General features: G+C 73.6%; 21 protein-coding genes and 3 tRNA genes. 21 read left to right on the top strand and 3 right to left on the bottom strand.

Features of this window, described 5'->3' with window-relative positions; genetic code table 11:
- The first annotated feature begins 43 nt into the window (after positions 1-43).
- Positions 44-1,711, top strand: coding sequence for a polyprenol phosphomannose-dependent alpha 1,6 mannosyltransferase MptB (gene mptB, locus VKV23_00415; GenBank protein HLI14503.1), 1,668 nt, complete (start codon positions 44-46; stop codon positions 1,709-1,711).
- A gap of 17 nt (positions 1,712-1,728) precedes the next feature.
- On the opposite strand, the gene VKV23_00420 is transcribed toward mptB, so the two are convergent.
- Both VKV23_00420 and VKV23_00425 read right to left on the bottom strand, forming a co-directional pair.
- Complete coding sequence (locus VKV23_00420) at positions 1,729-2,634, bottom strand: N-acetylmuramoyl-L-alanine amidase (protein ID HLI14504.1); 906 nt, start codon at positions 2,632-2,634, stop codon at positions 1,729-1,731.
- A gap of 185 nt (positions 2,635-2,819) precedes the next feature.
- Entirely contained in the window at positions 2,820-3,308 is a 489-nt protein-coding gene (locus VKV23_00425; GenBank protein HLI14505.1) for a GNAT family N-acetyltransferase, read from the bottom strand.
- A gap of 97 nt (positions 3,309-3,405) precedes the next feature.
- On the opposite strand from VKV23_00425, the gene VKV23_00430 reads away from it, so the two are divergent.
- From VKV23_00430 to VKV23_00495, 14 genes are all read left to right on the top strand, one after another.
- Positions 3,406-3,477: transfer RNA gene (locus VKV23_00430), tRNA-Thr, on the top strand.
- 4 nt (positions 3,478-3,481) lie between these two features.
- Positions 3,482-3,558: transfer RNA gene (locus VKV23_00435), tRNA-Met, on the top strand.
- Between the two features lie 37 nt (positions 3,559-3,595).
- Positions 3,596-3,760, top strand: a complete 165-nt coding sequence (gene rpmG / locus VKV23_00440) for a 50S ribosomal protein L33 (protein HLI14506.1) — start codon at positions 3,596-3,598, stop codon at positions 3,758-3,760.
- An 8-nt stretch (positions 3,761-3,768) separates the two neighbouring features.
- Positions 3,769-4,416: a sigma-70 family RNA polymerase sigma factor gene (locus VKV23_00445; GenBank protein HLI14507.1), complete on the top strand. Its 648-nt coding sequence runs from the start codon at positions 3,769-3,771 to the stop codon at positions 4,414-4,416.
- The gene (locus tag VKV23_00450; protein ID HLI14508.1) at positions 4,403-4,786 is read left to right on the top strand and encodes a hypothetical protein; all 384 of its coding nucleotides are present in this window, start codon (positions 4,403-4,405) and stop codon (positions 4,784-4,786) included. Before VKV23_00445 ends, VKV23_00450 begins: the two co-directional genes overlap by 14 nt.
- Positions 4,787-4,882: 96 nt before the next feature.
- Positions 4,883-4,956: transfer RNA gene (locus tag VKV23_00455), tRNA-Trp, on the top strand.
- A gap of 24 nt (positions 4,957-4,980) precedes the next feature.
- Positions 4,981-5,292: a preprotein translocase subunit SecE gene (gene secE / locus VKV23_00460; GenBank protein HLI14509.1), complete on the top strand. Its 312-nt coding sequence runs from the start codon at positions 4,981-4,983 to the stop codon at positions 5,290-5,292.
- Positions 5,293-5,382: 90 nt separating this feature from the next.
- A complete protein-coding gene (gene nusG / locus VKV23_00465) occupies positions 5,383-6,036 on the top strand; it encodes a transcription termination/antitermination protein NusG (protein ID HLI14510.1) in 654 nt (217 codons plus the stop codon).
- Positions 6,037-6,067: 31 nt separating this feature from the next.
- A complete protein-coding gene (gene rplK / locus VKV23_00470; protein ID HLI14511.1) occupies positions 6,068-6,496 on the top strand; it encodes a 50S ribosomal protein L11 in 429 nt (142 codons plus the stop codon).
- Positions 6,497-6,523: 27 nt separating this feature from the next.
- Positions 6,524-7,249: a 50S ribosomal protein L1 gene (rplA, locus tag VKV23_00475; GenBank protein ID HLI14512.1), complete on the top strand. Its 726-nt coding sequence runs from the start codon at positions 6,524-6,526 to the stop codon at positions 7,247-7,249.
- Between the two features lie 173 nt (positions 7,250-7,422).
- Entirely contained in the window at positions 7,423-7,983 is a 561-nt protein-coding gene (gene rplJ / locus VKV23_00480; protein HLI14513.1) for a 50S ribosomal protein L10, read from the top strand.
- A gap of 48 nt (positions 7,984-8,031) precedes the next feature.
- Positions 8,032-8,415, top strand: a complete 384-nt coding sequence (gene rplL / locus VKV23_00485) for a 50S ribosomal protein L7/L12 (GenBank protein HLI14514.1) — start codon at positions 8,032-8,034, stop codon at positions 8,413-8,415.
- 232 nt (positions 8,416-8,647) lie between these two features.
- On the top strand, positions 8,648-12,223 hold the full coding sequence (locus VKV23_00490) for a DNA-directed RNA polymerase subunit beta (protein ID HLI14515.1): 3,576 nt from the start codon (positions 8,648-8,650) through the stop codon (positions 12,221-12,223).
- Positions 12,223-16,200 carry a DNA-directed RNA polymerase subunit beta' gene (locus VKV23_00495; protein HLI14516.1) on the top strand — a complete coding sequence of 1,326 codons (3,978 nt, stop codon included), beginning with the start codon at positions 12,223-12,225 and terminating at the stop codon, positions 16,198-16,200. Before VKV23_00490 ends, VKV23_00495 begins: the two co-directional genes overlap by 1 nt.
- On the opposite strand, the gene VKV23_00500 is transcribed toward VKV23_00495, so the two are convergent.
- Positions 16,197-17,696 (bottom strand): DHA2 family efflux MFS transporter permease subunit, encoded by a 1,500-nt coding sequence (locus tag VKV23_00500; GenBank protein HLI14517.1) that lies wholly within the window; start codon positions 17,694-17,696, stop codon positions 16,197-16,199. The genes VKV23_00495 and VKV23_00500 overlap by 4 nt on opposite strands.
- A gap of 70 nt (positions 17,697-17,766) precedes the next feature.
- Here VKV23_00500 and VKV23_00505 point away from each other — a divergent pair, with 70 nt between their 5' ends.
- From VKV23_00505 to VKV23_00530, 6 genes are all read left to right on the top strand, one after another.
- On the top strand, positions 17,767-18,687 hold the full coding sequence (locus tag VKV23_00505; protein HLI14518.1) for a LysR substrate-binding domain-containing protein: 921 nt from the start codon (positions 17,767-17,769) through the stop codon (positions 18,685-18,687).
- A 266-nt stretch (positions 18,688-18,953) separates the two neighbouring features.
- Positions 18,954-19,661 (top strand): sulfotransferase, encoded by a 708-nt coding sequence (locus VKV23_00510; protein HLI14519.1) that lies wholly within the window; start codon positions 18,954-18,956, stop codon positions 19,659-19,661.
- Positions 19,658-22,651: an MFS transporter gene (locus VKV23_00515; GenBank protein ID HLI14520.1), complete on the top strand. Its 2,994-nt coding sequence runs from the start codon at positions 19,658-19,660 to the stop codon at positions 22,649-22,651. Before VKV23_00510 ends, VKV23_00515 begins: the two co-directional genes overlap by 4 nt.
- 89 nt (positions 22,652-22,740) lie before the next feature.
- Positions 22,741-22,920 (top strand): hypothetical protein, encoded by a 180-nt coding sequence (locus VKV23_00520; GenBank protein ID HLI14521.1) that lies wholly within the window; start codon positions 22,741-22,743, stop codon positions 22,918-22,920.
- Positions 22,921-22,995: 75 nt separating this feature from the next.
- Complete coding sequence (locus VKV23_00525; protein HLI14522.1) at positions 22,996-24,540, top strand: arylsulfotransferase family protein; 1,545 nt, start codon at positions 22,996-22,998, stop codon at positions 24,538-24,540.
- 40 nt (positions 24,541-24,580) lie between these two features.
- Positions 24,581-25,396, top strand: a complete 816-nt coding sequence (locus VKV23_00530; GenBank protein ID HLI14523.1) for an SAM-dependent chlorinase/fluorinase — start codon at positions 24,581-24,583, stop codon at positions 25,394-25,396.
- Positions 25,397-25,428: the final 32 nt, after the last annotated feature.

Below are 25,428 nucleotides of genomic sequence, written 5' to 3' on the forward strand. Positions count from 1 at the left end.
GCGCGTCGGCTCGTCGCGCCGGTGCTGGCGTAAGCTCGCGACCATGCCGACCGCTGCCGAGCGGGTGCCACGCCGCGCCGGCTGGGCGCGATGGCCCGAGCGGTTCGCCCGGCGCCTCGAGTACGCCGCCGCGCTCGGCGCCCACCTGCTCCAGCGCCCGGGACGGCCCGCACCGCCGGTCGAGCCGTACGTCCCCGGCGAGACCCCCCTCGCGCGGCGCCTCGCGTGGCCCGTCGTGCTCGGCTTCGTCGCCTCGGTCCTCATCTTCCTCGGCGGGACGCAGCCGAACTCGCCGTTCACCTTCAAGCACGCCGGCGCCTGGTACTTCGGGATTCCCCACGTCGCCGCGGAGTCCTCCGCCTACACCCCCGCCCCCGGCCAGTGGCTCTTCGTCGGCGTCGTCGCCGTCTACGCCGGGATGCTCCTCCTCCTGCGCGCCTGGTTCGACGTCGTGCGGACCATGAGCCGCCACCCCGGCGTCCCGGTGTCGCGCCTCGTGCCGGTGTTCGTCGCCTGGGTGCTGCCGCTGCTCGTCGTGGCCCCGCTGTTCTCGAAGGACGTCTACAGCTACGCCGCGCAGGGCGAGATGATGGCGCACGGGATCAACCCCTACCACTACGGTCCCAGCCTGCTGAGCAGCGGCTCCCCCTTCAGCCAGCTCGTCGACCCGCTGTGGGGCAACGTCTCGTCGCCCTACGGACCGGTCTTCCTCGCCCTGGCCGGCGGCATCGTCGCGGCGAGCGGCCACAACGTCTTGCTCTCGGTCGTCGGCCTGCGTCTGCTCGCCCTCGCCGGTACCGTCCTGTTCGCGTGCGCGGTCCCGGTCATCGCCCGTTCGTTCAACCGTGACGCCGCCACCGCGTTCGCCGTCGCCGCGCTGAACCCGCTCGTCCTGCTGCACCTCGTCGCCGGGGCGCACAACGACGCCCTCATGCTCGGCCTGCTCGTCCCGGGCTACGCGCTGGCGCGCCGCGGCCACCCGGTGCTCGGCGTGGCGCTGTGCGGGCTCGCCGCGGCCGTGAAGGTGCCGGCCATCCTCGGGGCCGTCTACATCGGCTGGGAGTGGTGGGGCCCGGGACGTCCCGTCAGCGAGCGGCTCCGGCCCACGCTCGCGTGCCTCGCGGGCGCCGTCGGCGTCATGGCGGTCTGCTCCGAGGCGGTCGGCCTCGGCTGGGGCTGGATCTCCGGGCTGCAGAACCCGGACACCGTGAGGTCCTGGCTGGACCCGGCGACGGGCCTCGGCCTGTTCCTCGGTCGGGTCGTCTCCGCGGTCGGCCTCGGCGACCACACGCACGTGCTGCTCACGATCTGCCGGGGCGCGGCCTTCGTCCTCGCCGGGCTGATCGGGCTGCGCCTGCTGCGCAGCTCGGACCGCATCGGCGCGCTGTCGGCGATGGGGTGGACCTACGTGGCTGTCGTGCTGCTCGGCCCGGTCGTCCAGCCGTGGTACGCGGCGTGGGGCTTCGTGTTCCTCGCGCCGATCGCCGAGGGTCGGACCCGTCGGGTGCTCCTCGTGGTCTCGGGGATCGCCTGCTTCGTCGGCCTGCCCGGCGGGCGGGTCCTCGTCGACGAGCTCGCCAACGCCAACCCGGGGATGGTCGCGCTCGCCTCGGGCGCGCTCGTGGCCTTCGCCGCCGCCCTCGTCGCGCCCCGCCTGCGGCGGGGCCTCGGTGGCCAGGTGAAGGACGGGCTCTCGGCCGAGCGCGCCTGAGTCGGCGCCTCGAGCGCTCAGCGAGCGGCGAGGAACTGCTCGATCGCCTCGGCGATGCCCGAGGCGATCGCCTCCCGGCCGGCCGGGTCCTCGAGGATCGCCGTCTCGGCCGGGTCGGTGATGAACAGCGGCTCGACGAGGGCGCCGGGCATGTCGCTCGGGTCGTCGTTGAAGCCGGGCGCGCGCGGACCGAGCAGGTAGAGGTGGTCGTAGGCGGCGCCGGCGGCGGTGAGCGCCGGACCGCCGACGTTCGTGTCCGGCGTCACGCCGCGCGCCGGGACGTCCCAGCCGCCGCGGGCGAGCGAGGCGACGACGTCGTGCTCGAGGAGCGAGGCGAGCCGCTCGTTCTCGGCCGAGAAGCTGCGGGCCGCGTCGTAGGTGGTGAGGGCGCCCCCCACGTTCGGGTCGGAGAAGGCGTTGAAGTGGATGGACACGAGCACCGCGGCGTGCGCCTCGTTGGCGCAGCGCACCCGCGCCGCGAGGTCGGCGTGCTCGCCGGCCGCGGTGAGCACCGTCCCGTCGAGGTCGCCGGGGCCGAGCGCCGCGACCGGGCCGTCGACCGTGCGCGACAGGACGACCGTGTAGCCGTCGGAACGCAGCAGCGCGCCGGTGGCGAGCTCGACGGGGAGGGTGAACTGCTTCTCCTCGACGCGCTGGCCGGCCGGATCGACGCCGATCGAGCCGGGGTCCGGCCCGCCGTGGCCGGCGTCGAGGAAGACGGTCTCGTGCCGGTTGCCCTGTGTCGGTCCGAGCTCGACGCAGGCGCCCGGGGCGAAGGTGCCCGCGAGGGCGGTCGGGCCGCTCGCCGTGGCGTGCGACGCGAGGCGGCTCGCTCCGTAGGCGGCGAGGGCGGCGACGCCGAGGACGACGAGCACCCGGCGGCTGCGTCGTCGCGGCCTCGGTCGCCGGTGCGCCGCCGTCATCGTCCGGGAAGCTGCCGGCGCCCAGCCCGCTCCTGCCTCGTGCCCGCGCCGGCCACGGGCGGCCACGGTAGCGGGGCTGGTCCGGTCACCGGCGTCGCCTCGCGCGCATCCGCGCGGTCCCAGGTGGCCAGAGGGTGTCGGGGGTGTCCGCACCCGCGCGCGCCTCGGCGGCGCGCCGGCCTGCCTCACAGCAGGCGCTGCATGACGGCCACGTCGAGCCAGCGTCCGAACTTCCGGCCGATCTCGCGCTCGACGCCGACGAGCTCGAAGCCGCACGAGCGGTGGAGGGCGATCGAGGCGGCGTGGTCGCCCACGATGCGGGCGACGACGGAGTGGAAGCCCTGGGCGCTCGCGAGCCGGACGATATCGGCGAGCAGCGCCTTGCCCACGCCCTGGCCGCGGTGGGGCGCCGCGACGTAGACGGAGTCCTCGGCGGTCGTCGAGTAGGCCGGGCGGGGCCGGTAGGGGGAGAGCGAGGCGAACCCGACGACCTCCCCGTCGCGCACGGCCACGATCGCGGGGTACGCGCCGCGGTGCGCCGCGATCCACGCGCGCTGCTCCTCGGCGGTGCGCTCGACGAGGTCGAAGGTGGCCGTCGACCCGACGACCTCGGCGTTGTAGATCGTCCGGATCGCCTCGGCGTCGCCGTCCTCGACGATGCGTAGCTCGAGCACGGCCCGACACTACCGGCCGGCACCCGCCGGCGAGCCTCCTCACGCCAGCGACGTGCGCACGGTACACTGCCGGCGAGCGGGGACGTGGTCCCGCCTCGCCCCCTTAGCTCAGTGGTAGAGCACTTCCATGGTAAGGAAGGGGTCGTCAGTTCAATCCTGACAGGGGGCTCCCGGGCGGCGTAGCTCAGTTGGTGAGAGCACACGGCTCATAATCGTGGGGTCGCCGGTTCGAGTCCGGCCGCCGCTACCAGGTCGAAGGGCGCGCGCTCGAGCGAAGGAGGAGTCGCGTGGCGAAGGCGGAGAAGCGCGTGCAGGTCACCCTCGAGTGCGAGGTGTGCAAGCGGCGCAACTACATCACGACGAAGAACAAGAACAACGACCGCGAGCGCATCGAGCTGCGCAAGTACTGCCGGTTCGACCGCCGGCACACGAACCACAAGGAGACGCGCTAGGCGGGCCGGTGCCGGTGGAGGCCTCGCTCGAGGACCTCGCCCTCGCGGCACGCGACGGCGACGTCGACGCCTTCGGCCGGCTCGTCGTCGCCACCTCCCCGCAGGTGTACGCCCTCGCGCGCCGGCTCGTCGGCAACGACGACGACGCCGCCGACGTCATGCAGGAGACCTACCTGCGGGCCTTCCGGGCCATCTCGGCGTTCCGCCGCGAGGCGGGCGTGACGACCTGGCTCTACCGGATCGCCGCGAACTGCTCGGCGACGCACCTCGAGCGGCGCCGGCGCCGGCGCTCGGAGCACCTCGGGGACGACGTCGCCATCGCCGAGCCCCGGCGCGAGCGTGACCCGCAGGCCGCCGCCGACGACGGGGACGACCGCCGCCGGCTCGTCGCGGCGCTCGGGGCGCTGCCCTACGAGCTGCGCGCCGTCGTCGTGCTGCGGGACGTCTACGACCTGCCGCACGAGGCCATCGCGCAGGAGCTCGGGATCTCGCGGGCCGCGGCTCGGGTGCGCCTGCACCGTGCTCGGCGCAGGCTGCGCGACGCCCTGTTCGGTCCCGTGGCCGCCGAGGCTCGGCCGGCCGAGGGGGGCGGGAGCGTGGAGCTGCTCGGCCGGCGCCGGGCCCCGGCGACGCGAGGTCGGCGTGCCGCCGGCTGAGGCGGTCCGCTGCGCCGCCGTCGCGGCGGCGCTGCCGGCGCTGCTCGACCGGCGCGGCGAGCCGCCGAGCGAGATCGAGGCCCACGTCGAGACGTGCCTGCGCTGCCAGGCGGAGCTCGCCCGCTACCGCCGCCTGCTCCGCCTGCTCGTGCAGCTGCGCGAGGAGACGGTCGCACCGCCCGACGGCGTCGTCGCCGAGGCGATCGAGGCGATCTGGCGCGCCGCGAGGCGCCGCGCGGTCCGCTCGGCGCTGCGCGGGCGCCGACTGGCCTACGCCTCGGGCCTCGTCGCGAGCGTGCTCGCGGCGGTGGCGCTCGTCGTGCGGGCCCGTGCCCGGCCGGCGCGGGCGACGTCGCCGGTCGGCGGCTAGGCGCCGGCGGACCTTCGGGCAGCCGGTGCTATCGTGGGCCTGCCCCGCTCGCGGGCGAATCGGCGCGAACGACGCGGTCGGTCGTCCGCCGCGCAGAGGGCAGTAGCTCAAGTGGGTAGAGCACCGGTCTCCAAAACCGGCGGTTGGGGGTTCGAGTCCCTCCTGCCCTGCTCGCCAGGAACCAGAGGACGACCGTGAACCGACAGACGAAGCGCCTGCTGCAGCGGCAGGGGCAGCTCGGCGCCGACGGCACCCCGGCGCCTCGCCGCCCGCCGGCCACCCTGGCGCGTCGCCCGCCGGAGGCGCGCCGCGCTAGCCTGGGGAAGCGTTTCGCCCAGTTCATGCGCGAGGTGCGGAGCGAGCTCGCGAAGGTCATCTGGCCTCGCCGAGCCGAGGTGGTGAACTACTCCACCGTCGTGCTCACGACGCTCGTGCTGCTTTCGCTCCTCATCTTCGGGCTGAACTACCTGTTCGCCAAGGGGGTGCTGTTCCTCTACCGGAGGTAGGACCTCGGCGGCACCGGTGCCCGGCGGGCGCCGGGCGGGCGAGGTGGTCAGGCGGCCGGGACGGGCCGGCACCGAGAGACGAGCATGGTGATGACGACGTACACGAGCGACGACGGGGGCGAGGCGCCGGTCGAGGTGGACGACCTCGAGGGCGAGCCGCTCGAGGAGGACGAGGCTCCGGCGCGTCCGCCGAGCCCCTACGACCGGCCGGGCCGCTGGTACGTCGTGCACACCTACGCCGGCTACGAGAACAAGGTGAAGTCCAACCTCGAGAGCCGCATCTCCTCCATGAACATGGAGGACCGCATCTACGAGGTCGTCATCCCGATGGAGGACGCCGTCGAGTTCAAGAACGGCAAGAAGGTCACCGTCCAGCGCAAGGTGTTCCCCGGCTACCTGCTGTGCCGCTGCGAGCTCGACGACGACTCGTGGTCGGTCATCCGCCAGACGCCGGGCGTGACCGGCTTCGTCGGTCCCGGCACGAAGCCGACGCCGCTGTCGCGAGCCGAGGTGGAGAGCATCCTGCAGGTGCGCGAGGAGGGGGCCGAGGGTCCCAAGCAGCGCCGCCCGCGCCTCGAGCACGAGGTCGGCGAGACGGTGCGCGTGCGCGAGGGCCCCTTCGCCGACTTCACCGGGCAGGTAGCCGAGATCAACGAGGACCAGCTCAAGCTGAAGGTCCTCGTCAACATCTTCGGACGAGAGACGCCGGTCGAGCTGGACTTCAGCCAGGTCGCGAAGCTCTAGGCGCGTCGGCAAGGATCAGGAGAGGGCTCGCATGGCACGCAGGCGCGTCACCGCCGTCGTCAAGATCCAGCTCCCCGCCGGCCAGGCGACGCCGGCGCCGCCGGTCGGCACGGCGCTCGGCCCGCACGGCGTGCAGACGATGGAGTTCTGCAAGCAGTACAACGCCGCGACCGAGAGCCAGCGCGGGACGATCATCCCTGTCGAGATCACGATCTACGAGGACCGCTCCTTCACCTTCGTCCTGAAGACGCCCCCGACGACCGTGCTCTTGCGGGAGGCCGCCGGGCTCGACAAGGGGAGCAAGGCTCCCGGCCGGGAGCAGAGCGGGACGGTGACCGAGGAGCAGCTCGAGGCGATCGCGCGCACGAAGCAGCCCGACCTCAACGCCAACGACCTCGAGTCGGCCAAGCGCCAGGTGGAGGGGACGGCGCGCTCGATGGGCATCACCGTGGCCCGCTGAGCGGGCGGGCGAGAGCGGAGGGAGCAGATGGCTCGCAACGGCAAGCGGTACCTCGACGCGCTGAAGCGGCTCGACCGCAGGCAGCTGTACTCGCCCGCGGAGGCGATCGACCTCGTGAAGAGCCTGGCGAGCGCGCGCTTCGACGAGACCGTCGAGCTCGCCGTGCGCCTCGGCGTCGACCCGCGCCGCGCCGACCAGATCGTGCGCGGCTCGCTCAGCCTTCCGGCGGGGACCGGCAAGGCCGTGCGCGTCGCCGTGTTCGCCGCCGGGGAGCAGGCGGCCGAGGCGCGCGCCGCGGGGGCCGACGTCGTCGGGGCGGACGACCTCGTGGCGCGCGTCGAGAAGGAAGGCTTCCTCGACTTCGACGTCGCGATCGCGACGCCCGACCTGATGCCCCAGGTCGGTCGGCTCGGGCGGGTGCTCGGGCCGCGCGGCCTCATGCCGAACCCGAGGACGGGCACCGTCACGGCGGACGTCGGGCGCACCGTCGCCGAGTACCGCAGCGGCAGGATCGAGTACCGCACCGACCGCGTCGGCAACGTGCACGTGCCGATCGGCAAGGTCTCCTTCGAGCGCTCGGCGCTGCTCGCCAACTTCCGCGCCGTGATCGACGAGCTGCAGCGCGCGAAGCCGGCGGCCGCGAAGGGGCGCTACCTGCGAGCCATCACGGTCTGCTCGACGATGGGACCCGGCGTACGCGTCGACCCGAACCGGACGCGCCTCGCCGACGAGGACCTCGCGGCGACGGCCTAGCGGCGAGCGTGTAGCCTGGGCGCGCCGCGGGTGCCCGCGGCCGCCGAAGACATCTGGTGCGCCTGGCGGCGCCGAAGGGGTGGGGCGTCCCACCCGCCCGACGAGGCGAGCACGTGCGGTCGCGCACGTCTGCCCCTCGGCTCCGCCTGGTCGTCGCCGCTGGAGGGAGCAGCGTGGCAACGAGCGTGCGGGACCCGAGGCCGTCGAAGGTCGCGGTCGTGGACGAGGTCCGCGAGCGCCTGGCGGGCTCGGGCGCGGCGATCCTCACCGAGTACCGCGGACTGCGCGTCAGCGAGCTCCAGGCGCTGCGCCGCTCGCTCGCCGCCGCGGGCGGTGAGTACAAGGTGTTCAAGAACACCTTGGTGCGGCGCGCGGCCCACGAGAGCGGGCTCGGGGCCCTCGAGGAGCTCCTCGTCGGGCCGACCGCGATCGCCTTCGTGCACGGCGACGTCGCCGCGGTGGCGAGGGTGCTGCGGGACTTCGCCCGCACGCACCCGAGCCTCGTCGTGAAGGGCGGCCTCGTCGGTACGAGCGTCATCGACGAGCGGGCGGCCGCCGCGCTCGCCGACCTCCCGACGCGCGAGCAGCTGCTCGCCCTCGTGGCCGGCGCGCTCGCCGCCCCGCTCCAGCGGTTCGCGGCGCTGCTCAAGGCGCTGCCGCAGAACTTCGCGTACGGGCTCGCGGCGCTCGTCGAAGCCCGCGGCGCGCCGGCCGAGCGCGCCGAGGGCGCCTGAGCGCGCGGGCCTCGACAGGCCGGACCGAGAAGGAGGAGGGAGACCCACATGGTGACCAAGCAGGAGATCCTCGACGGGATCGCGAGCATGACCGTGCTCGAGCTCTCCGAGCTGCTCAAGGAGTTCGAGGAGCGCTTCGGCGTGACGGCCGCCGCCCCGGTCGCCGTCGCTGCGCCGGCCCCGGCCGGCGCGAGCGCGCCCGAGCCGGTCGTCGAGGAGCAGGAGGAGTTCGACGTCGTCCTCGCCTCGGCGGGCGACAAGAAGATCCAGGTGATCAAGGAGGTCCGGGCGCTCACGAGCCTCGGGCTCAAGGAGGCGAAGGACCTCGTCGACTCGGCACCCAAGCCGGTGCTCGAGAAGGTGTCGAAGGAGGACGCGGAGAAGGCGAAGGCCCAGCTCGAGGCCGCGGGCGCGACCGTCGAGCTGCGCTAGGACGGCGGCGCCGCCGGGAGCGGACCGGCGCCGCAGGCTTGACCCGGCGGTGCACGTCCTTTACCCTGCGCATGGCGCGCGCGCAGCGTGCGTTGCGCCCTTCGGCGCGCGCCGGTAAGCTCTGCTCACCGTGCCCGCTCGCCACGCGACGTCTCTCTCGCCAGCGTGCTGACGCGCGCCCGGACTGCCGCAGCCCCTGCCGTCTCGACCTGTGTCTGCGAGGAGTAGGCCCTTGCCGTCTCGTTCCCGCACCCCCGAGCGCTTCTCGTTCGCCAACCTCGACGAGGTCCTCCCCCTCCCGGACCTCATCTCGGTCCAGCGCGACTCCTTCGAGTGGTTCCTGTCGAAGGGGCTCGCGGAGACGTTCGCCGACATCAGCCCGATCGAGGACTTCACCGGCCAGCTCCGGCTCGAGCTCGAGTTCGACCCCACGGACGCCGACCTGCGCCCGCCGCCGAAGTTCGAGATCGCGGAGTGCAAGGCGAAGGACATGACCTACGCCGCGCCGATCTTCGTGCGCGCGCGCTTCATGAACGCCTCGACGGGGGAGATCAAGGAGCAGACGGTCTTCATGGGCGACTTCCCCATGATGACCCCGCAGGGCACCTTCATCATCAACGGCACCGAGCGGGTCGTCGTGAGCCAGCTCGTGCGCTCGCCGGGCGTCATCTTCCAGCCCGGTCGGGACGCGAAGACGGTCGTCACGGGGACGATCCACCCCTACCGGGGCGAGTGGATCGAGTTCGACGTCGAGGCCAAGCCTGGCAAGGACGTCAGCGCCGGGGCGCGGGTGGCCCGCAAGCGGCGGCTCTCCCTCTTCGTCGTGCTGCGCGCCCTCGGCTACGAGGACGAGGCCTTCCTCGAGCGGTTCGTGCGCCACTTCGACTTCCTCGCCGGCCAGTGGGAGAAGGAGCGCGACCTCGTCACGACGAGGGAGGACGCGCTGCTCGAGATCTACAAGCGCGCCCGGCCGGGCGAGCCGCTCTCGCTCGAGTCCGCACGCGCCTACTTCGAGAACGCGTTCTTCAACCCGCGCCGCTACGACCTCACCCGTGTCGGACGCTACAAGCTCAACCGCAAGCTGGGCCCCGAGATCGAGAAGATCGCCTCGATCCTCGAGATCGACCTGGAGCGGCCCGCCGAGGGCCAGGGCGTGCTCAGCCCGAGCGAGATCCTCGCGGCCTCGACCTACCTCCTCCACCTCGCCAACGGCGAGGTCGGCTACCGCCTCGACGACCAGGACCACTTCGCCAACCGACGGATCCGCTCGGTCGGGGAGCTCATCCAGAACCAGGTGCGCATCGGTCTGTCGCGCATGGAGCGGGTCGTGCGCGAGCGCATGACGACCCAGGACGTCGAGGCGATCACCCCGCAGACGCTCATCAACATCCGGCCGGTCGTCGCCGCGATCAAGGAGTTCTTCGGCACGAGCCAGCTGTCGCAGTTCATGGACCAGCACAACCCGCTCTCGGGCCTCGCGCACAAGCGACGGCTGTCGGCCCTCGGCCCCGGCGGGCTGTCGCGCGAGCGGGCCGGCTTCGAGGTGCGCGACGTCCACACGTCCCACTACGGGCGGATGTGCCCGATCGAGACGCCGGAGGGGCCGAACATCGGCCTCATCGGCCACCTCGCCACCTACGCCCGGGTGAACGAGCACGGCTTCATCGAGACCCCCTACCGCAAGGTCATCGACGGGCGCGTCACCGACGAGATCGTCTACCTCGCTGCCGACGAGGAGGAGGAGTACGTCATCGCCCAGGCCTCCGCGACGCTCGACGCCGAGGGCCGCTTCGTCGGCGACCGGGTCCTCGTGCGGCGCGGCCCCCAAGGTGCCGGGGTGCGCGTCGGCGCCACCTCGACCTCGTACGGGACGACGAGCGAGGTCGACTTCGTGCCCCCCGCAGAGGTCGACCTCATGGACGTGTCCCCGAAGCAGATCGTGTCGGTCTCGACCGCCCTCATCCCCTTCGTCGAGCACGACGACGCCAACCGCGCCCTCATGGGCGCCAACATGCAGAAGCAGGCCGTGCCGCTGCTCGTTCCCGAGGCGCCCTACATCGGCACCGGCGTCGAGGCGCGAGCGGCGCGGGACGCGGGCGAGGTGATCCTCGCCGAGGGCGACGGGCGCGTCGTCGAGGTCTCCGGCGACCTCCTCACCGTCGAGTACGCGCCCGGCCAGCACGGCCGTGACGGCCAGCCGCTCGGCCGGCGGACCTACCGGGTGGCGAAGTTCCGGCGCTCGAACCAGAACACGTGCATCAACCAGAAGATCCTCGTCAGCGAGGGCGACGAGGTGCACGCCGGGGACGTGCTGTGCGACGGTCCCTCGACGCACAACGGCGAGCTCGCCCTCGGCAAGAACCTCCTCGTGGCGTTCATGCCGTGGGAGGGCTACAACTACGAGGACGCCATCATCTTGTCGGAGCGCCTCGTGCGCGACGACGTCCTCACCTCGATCCACATCGAGGAGCACGAGGTCGACGCGCGCGACACCAAGCTCGGGGCCGAGGAGATCACGCGGGACATCCCAAACCTGTCCGAGGAGATCCTCGCCGACCTCGACGAGCGCGGCATCATCCGCATCGGCGCCGAGGTGGGTCCGGGCGACATCCTGGTCGGCAAGGTCACGCCGAAGGGCGAGACCGAGCTCACGCCCGAGGAGCGCCTGCTCCGGGCGATCTTCGGCGAGAAGGCCCGTGACGTGCGTGACACGAGCCTCAAGGTGCCCCACGGCGAGTCCGGCAAGGTGATCGACGTACGCGTCTTCTCCCGGGACGACGCCCACGAGCTCCCGCCGGGCGTCAACCAGCTCGTGCGCGTCTACGTGGCGCAGAAGCGCAAGATCTCCGAGGGCGACAAGCTCGCGGGTCGGCACGGCAACAAGGGCGTCGTCTCGAAGATCCTGCCGATCGAGGACATGCCGTTCCTCGCCGACGGCACGCCGGTGGACATCATCTTGAACCCCCTCGGCGTGCCCTCGCGCATGAACGTCGGCCAGGTCCTCGAGGCGCACCTCGGCTACGCGGCGCGCTGGGGGTGGCGGGCGCCCGACACCGGGGAGCCGGTCGGCACGGCGCCGGTGCGCGGGACCGAGTCGAAGACCCGGCCGAAGACCGACGCTGCGGTGTGGGTGTCGACCCCCGTCTTCGACGGGGCCCACTGGGACGAGGCGGACCAGGCCGGTCGGCACCCGACGATCCAGGCGATCTTCGAGAACCTACAGCCCGACTCGGTGGACGCCTCGACGCGCCTCATCCAGCCCGACGGCAAGGCGGTGCTCTACAACGGCCGGACGGGCGAGCCCTACGACAACCCCGTGAGCGTCGGGTACATGTACATCATGAAGCTCGCCCACCTCGTCGACGACAAGATCCATGCCCGCTCGACGGGGCCGTACTCGATGATCACCCAGCAGCCGCTCGGGGGCAAGGCGCAGTTCGGCGGCCAGCGCTTCGGGGAGATGGAGGTCTGGGCGCTCGAGGCCTACGGCGCGGCGTACGCGCTCCAGGAGCTGCTCACGATCAAGTCCGACGACGTGCTCGGGCGCGTCAAGGTCTACGAGGCGATCGTGAAGGGCGAGAACATCCCCGAGCCCGGCATCCCCGAGAGCTTCAAGGTGCTCATCAAGGAGATGCAGTCGCTGTGCCTCGACGTCGAGGTGCTGTCCACCTCCGGCGAGGAGATCGAGATGCGAGAGCTCGACGAGGACGTCTACCGCACCGCCGAGGAGCTCGGCATCGACATCAGCCGCCCCGAGCGGGGCTCCGACGAGGAGGACGCGCGCCGCGCCGCGGAGAGGAGCTTCTAGTGCTCGACGTCAACGACTTCGACCAGATCCGCATCGGCCTCGCGACCGCCGACGCGATCCGAAACTGGTCGCACGGCGAGGTCAAGAAGCCCGAGACGATCAACTACCGGACGCTTCGGCCGGAGAAGGACGGGCTGTTCTGCGAGCGCATCTTCGGTCCGACGAAGGACTGGGAGTGCTACTGCGGCAAGTACAAGCGCGTCCGCTTCCGCGGCATCATCTGCGAGCGCTGCGGCGTCGAGGTGACGCGCTCGAAGGTGCGCCGGGAGCGGATGGGGCACATCGAGCTCGCCGCGCCGGTCGTGCACATCTGGTACCTGCGGGGGACGCGCTCGTGGCTCGCGTACCTCCTCATGGGGACCGAGCCGCGCGAGGAGCTCAAGGCGAAGCAGCTCGAGAAGGTCATCTACTTCGCCGCCTACCTCGTGACCCACGTCGACGAGGAGCGCCGGCACCAGGACCTCCCGAACCTCGAGGCCGAGCTCGCCTCCGAGGTCGCCGAGATCGAGCGCGCCCGCGACCTCGAGGTGGAGCGCCGTCTCGCCGCGCTCGAGGCCGAGCTCGCCGAGCTCGAGGCGTCCGGGGCGAAGGAGTCGGAGCTGCGCGCTCGCCAGCGCTCGGTCGAGAAGGAGGTCGCGGCGATCCGCGAGCGCGCCGCGTCCGAGATCGCCCTCGCCCAGCGCGCGCTCGACGAGCTTCGCGACCTGTTCCCGCGCAAGATCATCGAGGACGAGCTCGTCTGGCGGGAGCTCACCGCCCGCTACGGGGACTACTTCGAGGGCGGGATGGGCGCGGAGGCGATCGCGCGCCTCATCGAGCGCATCGACCTCGACGCCGAGGAGCAGCAGCTGCGCGAGGCGATCGACCCGGCGGACGGGCGGCGTCCGCTGTCGGCGCAGCGCAAGCAGAAGGCGATCAAGCGGCTCCGCATCGTCTCCGCCTTCAACCGACGCGACGCCGACGGGCGGCGGATCAACGAGCCGAAGGCCATGATCCTCGAGGCCGTCCCGGTCATCCCGCCGGACCTGCGCCCGATGGTCCAGCTCGACGGCGGCCGCTTCGCCACGTCGGACCTGAACGACCTCTACCGGCGCGTCATCAACCGCAACAACCGGCTGAAGCGTCTGCTCGACCTCGGGGCGCCCGAGATCATCATCAACAACGAGAAGCGCATGCTGCAGGAGGCGGTCGACGCCCTGTTCGACAACGGCCGGCGGGGCCGACCGGTGACGGGACCGGGCAACCGGCCGCTCAAGAGCCTGTCGGACATGCTGAAGGGCAAGCAGGGGCGCTTCCGCCAGAACCTGCTCGGCAAGCGGGTCGACTACTCGGGCCGCTCGGTGATCGTCGTCGGGCCGACGCTCAAGCTGCACCAGTGCGGCCTCCCCAAGCAGATGGCGCTCGAGCTGTTCAAGCCCTTCGTCATGAAGCGGCTCGTCGACGTCGAGCTCGCCCCGAACATCAAGTCCGCGAAGCGAATGGTGGAGCGGCGGCGGCCGCAGGTCTGGGACGTCCTCGACGAGGTCATCAAGGAGCATCCCGTCCTGCTCAACCGGGCGCCGACGCTGCACCGGCTCGGCATCCAGGCCTTCGAGCCGGTCCTCATCGAGGGCAAGGCGATCCAGATCCACCCGCTCGTGTGCACCGCCTTCAACGCCGACTTCGACGGCGACCAGATGGCCGTGCACCTGCCGCTGTCCGCGGAGGCCCAGGCCGAGGCGCGGGTGCTCATGCTCTCGGCGAACAACATCCTCTCGCCGGCGACGGGGCGCCCGATCACGGTCCCGACCCAGGACATGGTCTTCGGCGTCTACTACCTCACCTTGGCCGTCGAGGGCGCGAAGGGCGAGGGCAGGGTCTTCCGGCGCCTCGACGAGGTGGAGGCGGCCTACGAGGCGGGGGACGTCGCGCTGCACGCCAAGATCAGGCTCCGCCGACCGGCACCCGACGGCGAGGAGCCCGAGGAGATCGAGACGACGCCCGGCCGGATGTTCTTCAACGCCGCGCTGCCGGAGGGCTTCGGCTACGTGAACGACGTCATCGGCAAGCGGGCGACGTCGATCGGTGCGATCGTCGAGCGCCTCGCGGCCTCCTACCCGAAGGCGGTCGTCGCCGAGAGCCTCGACCGCATCAAGGAGCTCGGGTTCCGCTTCGCGACGCGCTCGGGGCTCACGATCTCGATCGACGACGTGAAGACCCCGCCGGAGAAGCGAGCCATCCTCGACCGCTACGAGAAGGAGGCGGAGAAGGCCGAGGCGCAGTTCAAGCGCGGGATCATCACCGACGACGAGCGCCGCCAGAAGGAGATCGAGATCTGGACCTCGGCCAACAGCGAGGTCGGGCGCGCGATGGAGCGGAGCCTCGCGAAGATGGCCTTCAACCCGCTCGACATGATGGTCGACTCGGGCGCGCGCGGGAACCCCCAGCAGGTGCGCCAGATCGCCGGCATGAAGGGCCTCGTCTCCAACCCGCGCGGCGAGATGATCCCCCGGCCGATCGTGTCGTCGTTCCGCGAGGGCCTCTCGGTGCTCGAGTACTTCATCTCCACCCACGGCGCCCGCAAGGGGCTCGCCGACACGGCCCTGCGGACGGCGGACTCGGGGTACCTCACGCGCCGACTCGTCGACGTCGCCCAGGAGCTCATCGTGCGCGAGGAGGACTGCGGCACGGCGCGGGGGATCTGGATCGAGGACGTCGCCCCGGACGAGCCGGGGCGCCGCCGCTACCTCGAGACCCGCCTGTACGGCCGGGTCCTCGCCGAGCCCGTGGCCCTGAGCGACGGGTCGCGCCTCGAGACGGGGACGCTGCTCGGCGACGCCGAGGTGTCGGCGCTCGCGGCCGATCCCTCCGTCGCCCGGGTGCGGGTCCGCTCGGTCCTCACCTGCGAGGCCGCCTACGGCGTCTGCGCCGCCTGCTACGGCCAGTCGCTCGCGACCGGTCGGCTCATCGAGCTCGGCGAGGCCGTCGGCGTCATCGCCGCCCAGTCGATCGGCGAGCCGGGTACCCAGCTCACGATGCGCACCTTCCACACCGGCGGCATCGTCGGCGAGGACATCACCCACGGCCTGCCTCGCGTCGTCGAGCTCTTCGAGGCGCGCACGCCCAAGGGCGCCGCGGTCCTCGCCCGGCGCTCGGGCGTCGTCCGCATCGAGGAGGACGAGTCGGGCCGGCGCGTCGTCGTCGTGGCCGACGACGGGACCGAGGAGGCCCACGCCGTGTCGCCTCGCGCGCACCTCGAGGTGGCCGAGGGCCAGGAGGTCGCCGCCGGGGACCCGCTCCTCGAGGGCCCGAAGGACCCGAAGGAGCTGCTCGAGATCAAGGGGATCCGCGAGACGCAGCAGTACCTCGTCGAGGAGGTCCAGAAGGTCTACCGGGACCAGGGCGTCTCGATCCACGACAAGCACATCGAGCTCATCGTGCGCCAGATGCTGCGCCGCGTCCTCGTCGCCGAGTCCGGCGACAGCCCGTTCCTGCCCGGTGAGCGCATCGACGCCCAGCGGTACGCGCAGGTCAACCGGGAGCTCGTCCAGGAGGGGCGCCGACCGGCCGAGGGCCGTCCCGAGCTGATGGGCATCACGAAGGCGTCGCTCGCCACCGACTCGTGGCTCTCGGCCGCCTCGTTCCAGGAGACGACGAGAGTCCTCACGGAGGCGGCGATCGAGGGCCGTTCCGATCAGCTGCTCGGCCTGAAGGAGAACATCATCATCGGCAAGCTCATCCCAGCGGGCTCGGGGTTCAGCCGGTACCGCAGCGTGGAGGTGGAGACCCCCGAGGCCCAGCGGATGGCCTTCTGGTCGTCGGACCTCGCGGAGCCCGGCGCCGAGGAGCTCGCGGCGTGGCTGCGCAACGTCGAGGGCTCCCCCTTCGGCGGCCTCGCGCCGGTGGGGGAGGGCGGGGAGCCCAACCCCGGCCAGGCGGGCGGCGAGACGCCTGCCTCCGACGGCGAGCTGCCCGAGGCGGGCGAGGGAGCGAGCTAGAGCTCGAGCGCAGCGGGCGCGCCGGCAGGCCGGCGCGCCCCGCGCTCGAGCGCGGTGAGCACCGCCGCCGCGGCGGCGACGGCGGCGAGGAAGAAGGCGGCGGCGCTGAAGCCGCTCGGGACGTGCGCCGTCCCCGTCGCACCCGCCAGCGTGTACACGAGGCCCGTGAGGGCGAGGCCGAGCGCGGTGCCGGTCCCGCGCGACATGTTGAGGACCCCGCTCGCCACGCCTGCCTGCACCTTGGGCGCCGAGGCCATGACGGAGGCCGAGTTCGGCGCGATGAACAGGCCAGCGCCCACCCCGAGGAGGGCGAGGGCGGCGACGAGGGGCCCGGTGGCCGGGCGCGTGAGGCCGACGACGGCGAGCACGGCGGCTGAGATCGCCATGCCGCTCACGGTGAGCGGTCGAGGTCCGACGCGGTCCGCGAGACGGCCGGCGAACGGCGCCGTCAGCCCGAGCGCGAGGGGCAGCGCGGCGAGCTCGAGGCCGGTACCGGCAGGGGACAGGTGCCGGCCGTGCTCGAGGAAGAAGGGGATGACGAAGAGCACGCCGAAGAGGACGACGAAGGCGAGCACGCCGCCGGCGATGCCGATGCTGAATGCAGGCCGCTCGAAGAGCGTGAGGTCGAGGAGCGGGTCGCGCGCGCTCCGCTCCCGGCGGACGAAGGCGATCGCGGCCGCCACCGCCGTGACGAGGAGCACGAGGATTGCCGGCGAGGCCCAGCCCCACTCGTCGCCGTAGGAGACGGCGAGGAGCAGCGCGGCGGTCGCCGGCACGAAGAGCACGAGGCCGAGCCAGTCGAACCGGGCGCTGGCCTGGAGGTGGCGGCTGCGCGGCAGGAGGAAGCGGGAGGCGACGATCGCCACGATGCCGACCGGCACGTTGACGGAGAAGATGAGCCGCCACCCCCCGGCGGCGAGGAGCGCGCCCCCGACCGCCGGACCGAGAGCAAGGCCGAGCGCCTGCGCGGCGCCCTGCACGCCGATGCCTCGGCCGAGCGACTCCTTGGGGAGCGCGAGGTAGATGATGGCGACGCTGTTCGCCTGCAGCATCGCGGCGCCGAGCGCCTGGAGGACGCGGAAGAGGTCGAGGCTGAGCAGGCTCGGCGCGAGGGCGCACAGCCCCGAGCCGAGCGTGAAGACGACGAAGCCGTAGCTGTAGAGGAGCTTGCGTCCGACCGTGTCGGCGACGCGCCCGACGGCCGTGACCATCGTCACGAGCACGAGGAGGTAGCTGAGGCCGACCCAGGTGACGGCGCCGACGCTCGCGTCGAAGGCGCGCTGGAGGCTCGGTAGGGCGACGGTCACGATGCTCGCGTCGAGCTGGCCCATGAAGGCGCCGATGCAGACCGTCCCGAGGGCGAACAGGTGGGCCTTGGGGTGCCGCCGGAGCCACTCGGGGCGTCCGGGTTCGCGCAGCAGGGCCGACAGCCCGCGCGCGCGACGCGCCGACACCTCGCCTGGCGGTTCGTCCTCCACCTCGAGGTGCTCCAGCACGCCCCATCCTCCCTCCCCGAAATGGAGAAGTCAAAGAGGTAGGATTGCACACGTAGATAAGCGATCACTTATGGACATCCGGCGACTCACCATCTTCCTCGCCGTGGTCGACGAGGGTGGCTTCACCGCGGCCGCCGCGGCGCTCGGGATGTCGCAGCCCGCCGTGTCCCAGGCGGTGCGCGAGCTCGAGCGCGAGCTGTCGACCGAGCTCTTCCACCGCCTCGGGCGCGGCGTCCGACTCACGCCCGCCGGGGAGGCGCTCGTCGCGCCGGCGCGGCGCGCGCTGCGCGACCTGGCGGCCGGGCGGGCAGCCGTCGACGAGGTCGTCGGCGGGCGCGCCGGCCGCCTCGACCTCGCCTGCCTGCCCACGCTCGCCGTCGACCCCGTCGCACCGCTCGTCGGTGCCTTCCGCCGGTCGTTCCCGGAGGTCACCGTCGTGCTCGCCGCGCCGGAGGACGCCGCGGAGCTCGCCGAGCTCGTCCGCTCGGGGCGTTGCGAGGTGGGGATCACCGAGGCCGAGGCGGCCGCCGGCCTCGTCGCCCACGGGCTCGCGGCCCAGGACTTCCTCGTGGCCGCGCCGCCCGGCGCGCCGCTCGCCTCCCCGGTCGCGCTGGCCGGGCTCGCCGGGCGCCCCCTCGTGGCCGCGCCGCCCGGCTCCTCGACGCGCCGCCTCGTCGACGAGGCCTTCGCTCGCGCGGGCGTCCGACCGTCCATCGCCGTCGAGGCGGCCCAGCGCGAGGCGCTGCTGCCGCTCATCGCCGCGGGCGCCGGCACGGGGGTGCTGCCGCGGCCGCTCGCCGAGGTCGCCGCGCGTCTCGGCTGCGTCGTGGCGACGCCGGACCCCCCGATCGTGCGGCGCGTCGCCCTCGTGCAGCGAGACGCCCCGCTCACCCCCGCGGCCCGCCGGTTCCTGGAGCTCGCCCTCGGGCGCCTGCCCGCCTCGGCGACCGCTCGCCGGCGAGCGCAGCGGTTCGGGGAGCCGGGTCCCTAACCGAGCCATAACCCTTCGCACATCGAAGGCACGTGGACTCCTCATGGCCCTCACACGCTCGCGTCCTACGGTCGCTCCTGCGAGCGCGGCCGGACGGAGGGGGTGGTGGCGAGCGGAGACGATGCCGGGACCGGCGACGCAGGCTCTGCCGGTGCGCCGGGCACGAGACGCCACGCCGCTCGGCGTGGCCGAGGTGGCCGGGGGCGCGCGTGCGCGGCTCGGCCTGCCCCGGCACCGGCCGGGGCCAGAGGTGAACGGAGCGTGTGATGCAGCTGATCGGTGCGGGACTGCCGAGGACGGCGACGCTGTCGCAGAAGATCGCCCTCGAGATGCTCGGGCTCAGGCCCTGCTACCACATGGTCGACGTGCTCGCTGACCTCGGCAGGGCGCGGCGGTGGACCGAGCTGCTCGAGGGCGGCGGAGGCTGGGACGAGGTCTTCGCCGGCTACGAGGCGACGGTCGACTGGCCGGGCGCCTTCTTCTACCGAGAGCTCATCGAGGTCTACCCGGACGCGAAGGTGCTCCTCAGCGTGCGCGACGGCGCCGCGTGGGAGCGCAGCATGCTCGACACCATCTGGGGCGTCCTCTACGGCGACAGCCTCATGCGCGACCTCTCGTCGGCGCGCGCCCGGGTGGACGCGGCCTGGCGCGACTACCTCGAGCTCATGGAGCGGATGTGGCAGAAGAGCGGGCTGCTCGGCTGCGAGGACGGTAGCGGCACCGGCTCGATGGCACGCGCCATGGAGCGCTACAACGCCGAGGTGCGCGCGAGCGTCCCGGCGGACCGGCTCCTCGTGTGGTCGGTGGCCGACGGCTGGGCCCCGCTTTGCGAGTTCCTCGAGGTCCCCGTGCCCGACTCCCCCTTCCCCCGGGTGAACGACAGCGCGGCCTTCGCCGACCGGATCATCGACTCGTCCCTCGCGCTCCTCTGCGACTGGCGACTCCCCGACGGGCGGGCCGCCGCTACGGCGTGAGCGCGGGCGCCGCCGCGCTCGCGCCCGCCGTCCCGGAGGAGGTGCCGCCGTCCGCCCGCCACCTCGGCGGGCGGACGGCGTGGCTCCTCGCCCTGTGCTGCGTCGCGCAGTTCATGGTCATCTTGGACCTGAGCATCGTGAACGTGGCGCTCCCCTCGATCCAGGCGGGGCTCGCCTTCTCCTCGGCGGACCTGCAGTGGGTCGTGGACGCGTACGCGATCGTGTTCGCGGGGTTCCTCATGGTGGGCGGCCGAGCCGCCGACCACTTCGGGCAGCGCAGAACGCTCGTCGCCGCGCTCGGGCTCTTCGCGTTCACCTCGCTCGCCGGGGGGCTGGCTCCCGACGGGGACGTCCTCATCGTCGCCCGCGGCGCGCAGGGCCTCGCCGGCGCGCTCATGGCCGCGGCCTCCCTCGCCGTCATCACGTCGTCGTTCGCGGCTGGACCGGCGCGCAACCGGGCCATCGCCCTGTGGGGGGCGATGAACGGCGCCGGCGGGGCGGCCGGGACGCTCCTCGGCGGGCTGCTCACCGAGGGCCTCGGCTGGCGCTGGGTGCTCCTCATCAACCCGCCGATCGGCGTGGCCGCCGCCGTCCTCGCCGTGCGCCTCGTCGTCGACCGCCGCGGCGAGAGCCGGCGGGGCTTCGACCTCGCCGGCGCGCTCAGCCTCACCGGTGGCCTCTGCCTGCTCGTGCTCGGGATCGTGAACGCGACGAGCGAGCACCTGACCGCCCCGAGCGCCCTCGCGCCGATCCTCGCCGGCGCCGCCCTCCTCGTCGCCTTCGTGCTCGTGGAGCTGCACGTCGCGACCGCGCCGATCGTCCCGCTGCGGCGCATCGGCGGGCCGCTCGCCGGCGCGAACGCGGTCGTGGCGCTGTTCAGCGCGGCGCTCTTCCCGATGTGGTACGTGAGCTCGCTCTACCTCCAGCAGGTCCTCGGCCTCTCGCCGCTCGCCGCGGGCCTCGCCTTCCTGCCGATGGCGCTCGTCATCATGCTCGCCGCCCGGGGGGCCGGCTCGCTCGTCGGCCGCTTCGGGGTCCGGGCGGTCCTCTCGGGCGGGCTGGCGATGATGTGCGGCGGCATGCTGCTGCTCGCCCGCATCGAGCCGAGCGGGAGCGCCCTCGGCTACGTCGTGCTGCCCGGCGTGCTCACGGCCGCCGGGATCGGCCTCGCGGTCGTCCCCTCGACGATCGCTGCCACCCAGAGCGCCGGCCGCGAGCTCGCCGGGCTCGCGAGCGGTCTCGTCAACACGGCGCGCCAGGCGGGTGGCGGCCTCGGCCTCGCGCTCCTCGCCTCGCTCGCGACCGTCGTCACCACCTCGGAGATCGGCCGCAACCGCCCCGTCGACGTGGCGCTGACCGACGGCTTCCGGCTCGCCTTCCTCGTCGGCGCCGCCCTGGTCGCCCTCGCCCTCGTGGCGACCCTCGCGCTCGTGGCGCGCCCGACGGCGGCCGACCCGGGCGCGGGCGGGACCAGGTCCCGGTCGGGAAGGGCGCGCCTTGGCCTGCCCGGCGCCGTGGCGGTGCTGCTCGCCGGCTTCGCTGGCCTCGACTTCGGCGTCGCCGGCGGGAGCGGGGCGCCGATCGGCGCCTACTCGCTCGCCGGTTCCCGCAGCTTCGTGTCGGCCCCGAGCCTGCACCCGCCGCGCCTCACGGTGGTGCGCAGCTCGCTGCCGCCCGCCCCCGCCGACATCATGCTCGCCAGCTTCTACGACCTCACGAGCCCGCCGATGGATGGCCAGAGCGGCCCGCTCATCGTGAACAGCCGGCTCCAGCTCGTCTGGTTCAAGCAGGTCCCTCGCGACGTCGTGGCGTCGAACCTGAGCGAGCAGACCTACGACGGCGAGCCCGTCCTCGCCTGGTGGCAGGGGCGCGTCACCGACACGGGCGCGACCGAGAGCGGCGAGGACGTCGTCGTCGACCGCCACTACCGGGTCGTCGCGACCCTGCGCGGGGCAGACGGCTGGATCATCTCCATGCACTCGCTCGTGATCGTCGGGCACGACGCCTGGGTGACGGCGAACCGGGACGTCCCCTACGACCTCTACCGCTACGGCGGCACCGAGCGCGGGGCGCTCACCGACTCGGCCGTGCAGGAGTACGACCTGCGCACGGGCCGGCTGCTGTACACCTGGGACGCGCTCGACCACGTCCCGCTCTCCGACTCCTACGCCAACCCGCCGCGCAACGGCTTCCCGTGGGACGCCTACCACGTGAACTCGGCGGAGGTCCTGCCGGGGAACCGGCTCCTCGTCTCGATGCGCAACACCTGGGCCGCGTACCTCGTCGACGCGTCGACGGGCCGGGTGCTGTGGACGCTCGGCGGCAAGCACTCGACGTTCCGGTTCGGTCCCGGCGCCTCCTTCGCCTGGCAGCACGACGTCATGCTGCGGCGGGGGTCGCTCGTGACCATGTTCGACGACGAGTGCTGCCAGATCAGCGGCGCCGGCACCTACCTCGCGCCCCGCGCCCCGTCACGGGGGCTCGAGCTCCGGCTGGACCTGGCGACGAGGCGCGCGACCCTCGTGCGCCAGTACGGCCCCGGCACCTACTCGGCCGCCTACATGGGCAGCCTCGACCCCCTGCCCGGCGGCGACGTCCTCGTGGGGTGGGGCGCGGTCCCGCACATCGCCGAGTACACGGCGCAGGGCCGGCTCGTCTTCGACGCGACGCTGCCCGGCCCCGACCTCAGCTACCGCGCCACGCCGCTCGAGCACTGGCGCGGCGAGCCGCTCTCGCCGCCCGCCGGCGCGGCGCGCCGGCGCGGGCGCGGCTCGGTCGTCTACGCGAGCTGGAACGGCGCCACCGAGGTTGCCGCGTGGCGGGTGCTCGCCGGCCGCAGCGCCGCGTCGCTCGTCGCGGTGGCGAGGCGGGCCCGCTCGGGCTTCGAGACGGCGGTGCCGCTGCGGCGCTCGTACCCCGTCTACGAGGTCGAGGCCCTCGACGCGCACGGCCGGGTCCTCGGGACCTCGGCGCCGTTCGGGGCGCGCTGATGGCACCGGCCGGGCGCGCCTCGAGCGTCGCCGACCGTCGCGCGCGCCGGCGTCCGTCGCCACCCGTGGCCGGACCGGCCGGCCGGAGCGTGGGGGGCGCCAGGGCGGCGCGGGTCGGCACCGGGCGCCCGCGCGCTCGCGCGCTGCGACGCGCCGCGGTCGCGCTGGCGCTCGCCGCCACGGCGTTCGCCGCCGCAGCCTGCGGCTCGGGCGGCCATCCGACGGGCACGACGACGACCACGGCGAGCACGCGTGGCTACGGCTACTAGCACCGTCGTGGTCGCGACCCCGCCGGCCGGGCGCGCGCTCGCGGCCGACTCGGCGCTGCCCGGGGCGGTGCGGCGGTGATCCCCTCCGAGGGATCGGCCTCGGCGAGGGGCTCGGGCGGCGGGCGCGTCCTGAGCCGCCGGCAGCTCCTCGCCTCGGCCGCGGGGGGCCTCGTCGGGCTCGTCGCGGCCGGCGTCGTCGGCTACGAGTGGCCGCACGCCGCCGGCCCGGGCGCGTCGCAGTCGGGCGCCGAGGAGGCGTCCGGCGCCGTCGACTCCTTCGTCAGCCGGCCGGACCTGCGCCCGCCGCGGGTGCGCGTCCAGCGCCTCGGCCCGGTCGCCGACCCGGGGCGCCGCATCTTCCTCGCGCTGCGCTACGCGCCGGGGATGTCGGGCCAGCAGGGGCTCGCCATCGTGGACTACGCCGGGCGCCTCGTGTGGTTCCGCCCTGTCGCGGGCGCCGACCCCTTCGACTGCGACGCCCAGCGCTACCGCGGCCAGCCGGTGCTCACGTGGTGGCAGGGCACGGTCGTCGCCGGGCACGGCGCGGGCGTCGGCGAGATGGCCGACGCCTCCTACCGCCGCCTCGCCACGATCCGCGCCGGCGACGGCCTCGCGGCGGACCTGCACGAGCTCAACCTCACCGCGCGCGGCACCGCCCTCGTGACCGCCTACGAGACGGTGACGGCGGACCTCTCGCGCCTGGGTGGATCCCGGCGCGCGGCCGTCCTCGCCGGCCACGCCCAGGAGATCGACCTCGCCACGGGCGCCGTGCTCTTCGACTGGGACAGCCTGCGCCACGTCGGCGTCGAGGAGAGCTACCTGCCGCTGCCGAGTGGCGCGAGCGTGCCCTACGACTACTTCCACATCAACTCGGTCGCCGAGACCCCCGACGGCAACCTCCTCGTCTCGGCGCGCAACACCTGGGCGCTGTACAAGGTCGACCGGTCGAGCGGCGAGGTGCTCTGGCGGCTGAACGGGAAGCGGTCCGACTTCAGCGTCGCGAAGCAGGCTCGCTTCTACTGGCAGCACGACGCCCGCATGCCCGATCCGGCGACGCTCACCGTCTTCGACGACGGGGCGTCCCCGCCGGAGGAGCGGCAGTCGAGGGCCCTCCTGCTCGACGTGGACGCGCGGGCGATGCACGTTCGCCTGCGACGCGCCTACCTCCACCCGGCTCGGTTCCTCGCGGCGAACCAGGGGAGCATGCAGCTGCTGCCGGGCGGGCACGTCTTCGTCGGCTGGGGCAACCAGCCCTACTTCTCCGAGTTCGCACCCGACGGCGCGCTCGTCCTCGACGGCGAGCTGCCGCTCGGCGTGCGCTCGTACCGCGCGTTCAGCCACCCGTGGGTCGGCCGTCCTCTCGAGCCCCCCGCCGTCGCGCTGCGGGCGAACCCCGCGGGCGGCACGACCGTCTACGCCAGCTGGAACGGCGCGACGCAGGTCGCCACGTGGCTCGTCCTCGCTGGACCCAGCGCGTCCTCGCTCGCCCCGGTCGGCTCCCAGCCCTGGTCGGGGTTCGAGACTGCGATCGCCGTCGCGTCGAGCGGTCCGTACTTCGCGGTCGTGGCGCTCGACGCCTCGGGACGCGAGCTGCGCCGCTCCGGGATCGTGCGCCTCTGAGGGCGCGCCGTGACGGCGGGCGAGCCAGTATGGAGCGGCGATGGCACCGCGGGGCTGCATCACGTTGCTCACCGACTACGGCCTCACCGGTGGCTTCGTCGGGGCGCTGCACGCCGTCGCCCAGAAGCTGGCGCCCGGGGTGACGGTCGTCGACCTCGACCACGCGATCCCGGCAGGCGACGTCCGCCTCGGTGCGCTCCGCCTCGAGCGGCTGGTCCCCCTCCTGCCCCCCGGGGTCCACGTCGGCGTCGTCGACCCGGGCGTCGGGGGCGGTCGGCGCGCCGTCGCGCTGCAGGCCGGCGAGGACCACGTCTTCGTCGGGCCCGACAACGGGCTGCTCGTGTGGGCGGCCGAGGCGCTGTCTCCGGCACCGAGCCTCGTCGTCCTCGACCGGGAGGAGTACTTCCTCGAGCGGCGGTCGAGGACGTTCGACGGCCGGGACGTCTTCGTCCCCGTCGCCGCCCACCTCGCGAGGGGCTGCTCGCTCGCCGACGTCGGCTCGCCCGCCGACCCCGGGACGCTCGAGCGCTGCCGACGCCCGGCGCCTCGGCGCCTCGGCGAGGCCGCGTGGGAGCTCGAGGTCCTCCAGGTGGACGGCTTCGGCAACGTCCAGTTCAGCGGCGACGCGGCGCACGTCCGACTCCTCGGGCTCGAGCCGGGCGATCCCGTCGTCGTCGAGGGGGGCGGCGTGCAGCTCGTCGCCACCTTCGCCGAGACCTTCAGCGACGTCGGGCGCGGCGCGCCGGTCGTCCTCGTCGACAGCGACGGGCAGCTCTCGCTCGCGCTGAACGCGGGCCGGGCCGACGAGGTGCTCCGGGCACCTCTCGGCGCGACCGTCGTGCTCCGGCGACCCTGACGCCGGACGGCGCCGAGGCCGCCGCCTGCCGG

The organism is Acidimicrobiales bacterium (genome assembly GCA_035294085.1).
Taxonomy (GTDB): domain Bacteria; phylum Actinomycetota; class Acidimicrobiia; order Acidimicrobiales; family Bog-793; genus DATGLP01.